We start from the raw sequence: 3052 nt of genomic DNA, 5'->3' as shown, positions 1-3052 counted from the left end.
GGATTTGGCGAACCAGATTGACGATGTATTCGAATCACAGCTGGAATACGCATTTGATGAGCACCGGGGATACTTGACCAGCTGCCCGACTAATGTAGGTACAGGAATTCGCGCATCGGTTATGATGCATCTTCCCGCGCTTGTATTAACTCAGCAGATGAATCGGATATTGTCCGCGATCAATCAAGTGGGGTTGGCCGTCAGAGGGTTGTATGGGGAAGGTAGTGAAGCGACGGGTAACGTTTTCCAAATATCCAATCAGATCACGTTAGGTCAATCCGAGCAAGAGATTATCGATAACCTGTACAGTGTTGCCCGGCAAATCATTGAGCACGAACGCGCAGCCCGACAAAAGCTCGTAAGTGAATCTCGACTGCGTCTTGTAGATCGGGTCAACCGGTCTTATGGAATCTTGTCGCATGCTTCCATTATGGATACGAAGGAGGCGGCGCAACGATTATCCGATGTGAGATTAGGAATTGATATGGGCATTATTGAGAATGTGTCGCCGCATATTTTGAACGAATTATCGGTCATGACACAGCCCGGATTTTTGCAGCATTGGGCGGGCACGAAGTTGTCTGCTGATGATCGAGACATTCGTAGAGCGGAGCTCATTCGTCAGAAGCTGACCCTCTCCTGAATGGATAGATGGAGTATAAGTTCAGGGGTCCCCGCAAATAGGAATAAGCTTCGAAGGCCCACATCACTTTGTGGGGTTATCTTACTATTATAAATGGAGGTGTTTGTTATGATGTTTGGCAGATTCACGGAACGAGCCCAGAAAGTATTGGCCTTGGCACAGGAAGAAGCGGTCCGGTTGGGACATAACAATATCGGAACCGAACACATTTTATTAGGACTGATCCGCGAGAGCGATGGCATAGCCGCCAAAGCACTTGTAGCTTTAGGTTTAAGCCTTGAGAAAATTCAAGATGAAGTCGAGTCCTTGATCGGGCGCGGTCAAGAGCAGCCAAGCAACATCGCATACACGCCAAGAGCAAAGAAAGTGATCGAGTTGTCTATGGATGAAGCTCGTAAGCTAGGACATACGTATGTTGGTACGGAGCACATTCTTCTCGGTCTCATTCGGGAAGGTGAAGGCGTAGCAGCGCGTGTGCTGAACAATCTGAGCGTGAGCTTGAATAAGGCCCGCCAGCAAGTTCTGCAACTGCTCGGCAGCAGTGAGGCTGTTTCCTCTAATCAAGGGACGTCAGCCAACGTGAATACTCCTACTCTGGATGGATTGGCTCGGGATTTGACCGCTTACGCCAAGGAAGGGAATTTGGATCCGGTCATCGGCCGTGCCAAAGAAATCGAGCGTGTCATTCAGGTGCTTAGCCGCCGGACGAAGAACAACCCGGTTCTCATCGGGGAGCCAGGGGTCGGGAAGACAGCAATCGCAGAGGGGCTTGCTCAACGGATCATTAACAATGAAATTCCCGAGACACTTCGCGACAAGCGCGTCATGACGCTGGATATGGGTTCTGTTGTAGCTGGTACGAAGTATCGTGGTGAATTCGAGGATCGTCTGAAGAAGATCATGGACGAAATTCGCGCTGCAGGTAATATCATCCTATTCATCGACGAGCTTCACACGCTGATTGGTGCAGGTGGAGCGGAGGGAGCTATTGATGCTTCTAATATCCTTAAGCCGTCTCTTGCACGGGGAGAGCTGCAGTGTATCGGAGCGACGACACTAGATGAATATCGCAAGTACATTGAGAAGGATGCAGCGTTGGAGCGTCGGTTCCAACCGATCACGGTGGACCAACCTTCGCCTGCAGAAGCTATTCAAATCTTGCACGGACTACGCGATCGCTATGAAGCCCATCACCGGGTGAAAATTACGGATGAGGCGATCGAACAAGCGGTTAAGCTGTCGGATCGGTATATTACGGACCGTTTCCTGCCGGATAAGGCGATTGATTTGATTGATGAGGCGAGTTCTAAGGTGAGACTGCGCTCCTATACGATACCGCCAAACCTGAAGCAGTTGGAAACCCAGCTGGACAATGTTCGCAAGGAAAAAGACGCTGCCGTGCAGAGCCAGGAGTTCGAGAAAGCGGCTTCGCTTCGGGACACTGAGCAGAAGATGCGCGACGAGCTCGAAATGACCAAGAACGAGTGGAAAGAAAAGCAAGGTCGCACCGATTCGGAAGTAACTCCGGAAGACATTGCGCAAGTGGTCGCCAGTTGGACCGGTGTACCGGTAACGAAGCTAGCTGAGGAAGAGACCGAGCGCTTGCTTAAGATGGAAGCTATCCTTCATGAGCGCGTAATTGGGCAAGAAGAGGCCGTGAAGGCAGTCAGCAGAGCCATTCGGCGAGCTAGAGCGGGCTTGAAAGATCCGAAGCGTCCAATGGGCTCCTTCATCTTCCTAGGTCCGACGGGCGTAGGGAAGACTGAACTAGCTCGGGCATTGGCCGAGTCCATGTTCGGTGATGAGAATGCTGTTGTTCGGATCGACATGTCCGAGTATATGGAGAAGCATTCGACATCTCGTCTCGTAGGAGCGCCTCCGGGGTATGTCGGTTACGAAGAAGGCGGACAACTGACCGAGAAAGTACGCCGTAAGCCTTATTCCGTCGTCTTGCTGGACGAAATAGAGAAGGCTCATCCGGAAGTATTCAACATTCTTCTTCAAGTGCTGGAGGACGGTCGCCTCACTGATTCCAAGGGACGAACGGTTGATTTCCGCAATACATTGATTATCATGACATCTAACGTAGGTGCGGAAACGATTAAACGCAATTCGTCCTTGGGCTTTACAGCTGTGCAGGATTCTGGTAAAGATTACAATGTGATGAAGGACAAAGTAATGGGCGAGCTGAAGAAAAGCTTCCGTCCGGAGTTCCTTAACCGGATCGACGAGATCATCGTCTTCCATTCGCTGGATGAGGAGCACATTGCTAGGATTGTCACCCTAATGTCAGACGATCTGAGCAAGAGACTTCGTGAGCAAGAGGTTGCCTTCACATTAACAGATGCCGCCAAGAAGTTTCTAGCCAAGGAAGGCTTCGATCCGACGTATGGGGCTAGACCTCTACGC

At 50.7% G+C, this 3052-nt stretch carries 1 protein-coding gene and 1 pseudogene; both read left to right on the top strand.

Features of this window, described 5'->3' with window-relative positions; translation table 11 throughout:
* Nucleotides 1–643 (top strand): annotated as a pseudogene (locus AC1DWB_RS32900) (ATP--guanido phosphotransferase); the annotation flags it as partial.
* Nucleotides 644–751: 108 nt separating this feature from the next.
* A partial coding sequence (locus AC1DWB_RS32895; protein ID WP_477545303.1) for an ATP-dependent Clp protease ATP-binding subunit occupies nt 752–3052 on the top strand: 2301 nt, incomplete at its 3' end.

The sequence above is a fragment of the Paenibacillus sp. P4_E11 genome, assembly GCF_056401635.1.
The sequence above is the reverse complement of the archived record's forward strand: the minus strand, read 5'-3'. Positions and strand labels throughout refer to the sequence as shown.